Origin of the sequence: Mycobacterium sp. (assembly GCF_032162605.1) — a bacterium.
Taxonomy (GTDB): Bacteria; Actinomycetota; Actinomycetes; order Mycobacteriales; family Mycobacteriaceae; genus Mycobacterium.
On the sequence record NZ_JAVROT010000388.1, the window covers coordinates 1 to 2,727 of the forward strand.

Consider the following 2,727-nt stretch of genomic DNA (forward strand, 5'->3'; position numbering starts at 1 on the left):
AGGACGTTTCAATGCGCCAGCCCCTGCCGCCTCGGCCTACAGTCCACGAAACGCGTCTGCGCGTACTGCGCGACGCCCTCGCCGACGGCGAACAAAGCGGTGAATCCACCCCGTTCGACTTCGACGCGTTCGTCGCCTGCAAGCGCACTCAGTACGGCGACACTAACTGAACCATCCCGCGAGAGTGGCTGCAGACCCACCGGCCGCAGCACCCGAACCTGGGGGATTACGTGACTGCTACCCCTGAGAAAAAACGTGTTATCGGTGGTGATGGCACACACGGCCGGGGCGAGGTTTCTAGGCGCCTGTTGTCTGCTGCCAGTCGAGGCGGTCAGCGCAGCCGAGTCGTTTGTGATGACAGCATTCATCGCTCCGATTCTTCTGCGCCACCAGTGATTCCGGCTCAACGGTGTCTACTAGGCAACGATTCCCGGCGTAGGAAGTTATTGGTCGATCTGTCGGCAACGGCAAGATACAAGCGGAGCGTCAGCACCACCTCAGTAGCGATCGAGCTCGATCAACCGCTCGTCGCTGATCCCGAAGTGATGCGCGATCTCGTGGAGCACGACGTGTCTGACCTTGTGGCGTAGACGATCGTCGTCGCGGGCAGCGAGTCGCGTGATCGGCCCGCCGAAGATGCGATCTTGTCGGGAAGCATTCCGCTGTACGTGCTGCTCCTTCGCGGCAGCGGTACGCCGCGGTACAGGCCGAGCAGCGGCTGCCCGTCGGGAGGCTCGTCCTCGACGACGATCTCGACGTTGCTCATCGCCCCGCGGAGCTCCGCCGGCAGGGAGCTCAGCGCGTCGACAATCGCCTCTTCGAACGGATCATTGAGACCCGGCATCGAACGCGCATTCATCTCAGCAATGGTGCCAGAATCGGTGCTGGGATAGAGGTAACGCTAAGAGTCGTTCAAGGCGACTGTCTGTCGAGGTCACGTCGACCTGACGTAGCGTGGGGTTATCGACGCAGCAACTCTGGTCGGCGCACGGACAACCGACGCACCGCCGGATCTGCCGCCGCCGGAGACGCATATCTCATCCGTCTGGGAAGCCAGCCGGTCCGGGTTTCCATAGCTTCTACGGACATGCCCCTCGTATGAACGCAGCTCTGACAGCGGATCTCACCACTGTTGATCTACGGCGCCGGGACCTGCAACGCCTCAACTCAACCGGCTCATATAACAGATCTGTTATACTATTGGCGTGAGTGCTTATGGGGGCGATTTGATCCGAGAGGCGCGACGCCGGGCCGGGCTTACTCAGGCCGAGTTGGCGGCGCGGGCTGGGACGGCGCAGCCGGCGATCACCCGCTGGGAGTCTGGTCGCACCGCGGTCAGCCTTGACGATGTGGCGCGGTTGGTACGGCTGTGCGGCTTGGACCTCGAGTTGGCGGTGGTTCCCCGCGACGTGAGCGACTTGGCTCAAGCCGCCCGCCTGGCCGACCTGACGGGTCAGCAGCGCCTCGACCGCCACGCCCGTCTTCAGCACCAGTTAACGACGCTGCGTGGGGCGTGAGCGATGGACCTCGACCTGGCGCGGCTATTCGAGGTTCTTCACCGCCATCAGGTTGTCTATGTGCTGATCGGTGGCCTGGCGGCGGTGTATCACGGGTCGCCATTTCCCACCGAAGACGCCGACATCACTCCCGAGGCCGACCAACCGAATCTGAGTCGGCTCGCGGCGGCCCTGCGCGAGATCAACGCCAGGGTCCGCACCGAATCCCTGCCGGAGGGGTTGCCGTTCGGGTGTGATGCCGAGGGATTGGCGGCGGCGCGGACTTGGAATCTCACAACCGAGGTCGGCGACCTGGACCTCGCGTTCGAACCTTCAGGCACACAGGGATATGCGGATCTGCGACGAGACGCCACAGCTGTGCAGCTCTACGACGTCACCGTGCATATCGCCTCCCTCGCCGACGTGATCCGGTCGAAGCAGGCCGCGAACCGGCCAAAGGATCAACGGGTGCTGCCGACGTTGCGTGAGCTTTTGGCGACTCGTGATCGGCCGCAGTAAATCCAGGCTTCTCACCGGACGTTGTGGCGTCGATCGATGTGCCTATCCCTGGGTGTGGTCGACGCGGGCTTCTTTACGAGCGGCTGTACGACATTGCCGACGCGCTGGGTCAAGATGGAACCCTCATCCGTGACGATTCGAGACGACAGTCCGATGAAGACCATCGCCGTGGCGCATCGGCTTCACCTGTCGCGGTTCTGTTTCGCGTTATTGGTCATTATCGGTTTGTAGGTTCTCAAAATCCGTGTCACCGTCTCAATTCTGACGTCACCTAGATGTCACCAAGTGGCCGAAGTTCTCAAAGCCGTGTCGTCGCTCACCGGAGTTCATAATGGCGTGTTCCCACTGAATGAGTCCAGCCGGTTTTAGACCGTATGGGGGGCTGGGGCCTCACTCGCACGTGAATGTGGGTTGCCGTCAGGAATTGGGTCCTGGCCGGTAGAGCCACAGATGTGAGGAGGCCCCAGTGTTAGGTCAGCGTACGAGCGTTGGGTTGGATGTGCACGCACGATCGGTCATGGCGTGCGGATTGGACCGGGAAACCGGTGAAGTCGTCGAGCAGCGGTTGTGTCCGGATCACCGCGAGATCCTGGACTGGATCGGCCGGTTGCCAGTGCCAGTGGCGGTGACGTATGAGGCTGGTCCGACGGGGTTCGGGCTGGCCCGGGCGTTTGAGTCGGCGGGAGTCGAGTGTGTGGTGGCTGCGCCGTCG

The 2,727-nt window shown here is 62.5% G+C and carries 4 protein-coding genes and 2 pseudogenes; 4 read left to right on the top strand and 2 right to left on the bottom strand.

The window, feature by feature from the left end; all coding sequences use genetic code 11:
- The first annotated feature begins 11 nt into the window (after window positions 1-11).
- Window positions 12-170, top strand: coding sequence for a type II toxin-antitoxin system ParD family antitoxin (locus QOI01_RS22170; RefSeq protein WP_526384766.1), 159 nt, complete (start codon window positions 12-14; stop codon window positions 168-170).
- Between the two features lie 327 nt (window positions 171-497).
- On the opposite strand, the gene QOI01_RS22175 is transcribed toward QOI01_RS22170, so the two are convergent.
- Both QOI01_RS22175 and QOI01_RS22180 read right to left on the bottom strand, forming a co-directional pair.
- Entirely contained in the window at window positions 498-638 is a 141-nt protein-coding gene (locus QOI01_RS22175; RefSeq protein ID WP_526384768.1) for a metallopeptidase family protein, read from the bottom strand.
- A gap of 62 nt (window positions 639-700) precedes the next feature.
- Window positions 701-859: pseudogene (locus QOI01_RS22180) on the bottom strand (metallopeptidase family protein); the annotation flags it as partial.
- Between the two features lie 346 nt (window positions 860-1,205).
- On the opposite strand from QOI01_RS22180, the gene relB reads away from it, so the two are divergent.
- The 3 genes and pseudogenes from relB to QOI01_RS22195 all read left to right on the top strand — a co-directional run.
- Window positions 1,206-1,517 (top strand): type II toxin-antitoxin system RelB family anti-toxin, encoded by a 312-nt coding sequence (gene relB, locus QOI01_RS22185; protein WP_526384762.1) that lies wholly within the window; start codon window positions 1,206-1,208, stop codon window positions 1,515-1,517.
- A 3-nt stretch (window positions 1,518-1,520) separates the two neighbouring features.
- Window positions 1,521-2,015 (top strand): hypothetical protein, encoded by a 495-nt coding sequence (locus QOI01_RS22190; protein WP_526384764.1) that lies wholly within the window; start codon window positions 1,521-1,523, stop codon window positions 2,013-2,015.
- Window positions 2,016-2,481: 466 nt separating this feature from the next.
- Window positions 2,482-2,727: pseudogene (locus QOI01_RS22195) on the top strand (IS110 family RNA-guided transposase); the annotation flags it as partial.

Coding starts and splice junctions, on each gene's coding strand:
- QOI01_RS22170 (WP_526384766.1), top strand. CDS start 12: ATGCGCCAGCCCCTGCCGCCTCGGCCTACAGTCCACGAAACGCGTCTG.
- QOI01_RS22190 (WP_526384764.1), top strand. CDS start 1,521: ATGGACCTCGACCTGGCGCGGCTATTCGAGGTTCTTCACCGCCATCAG.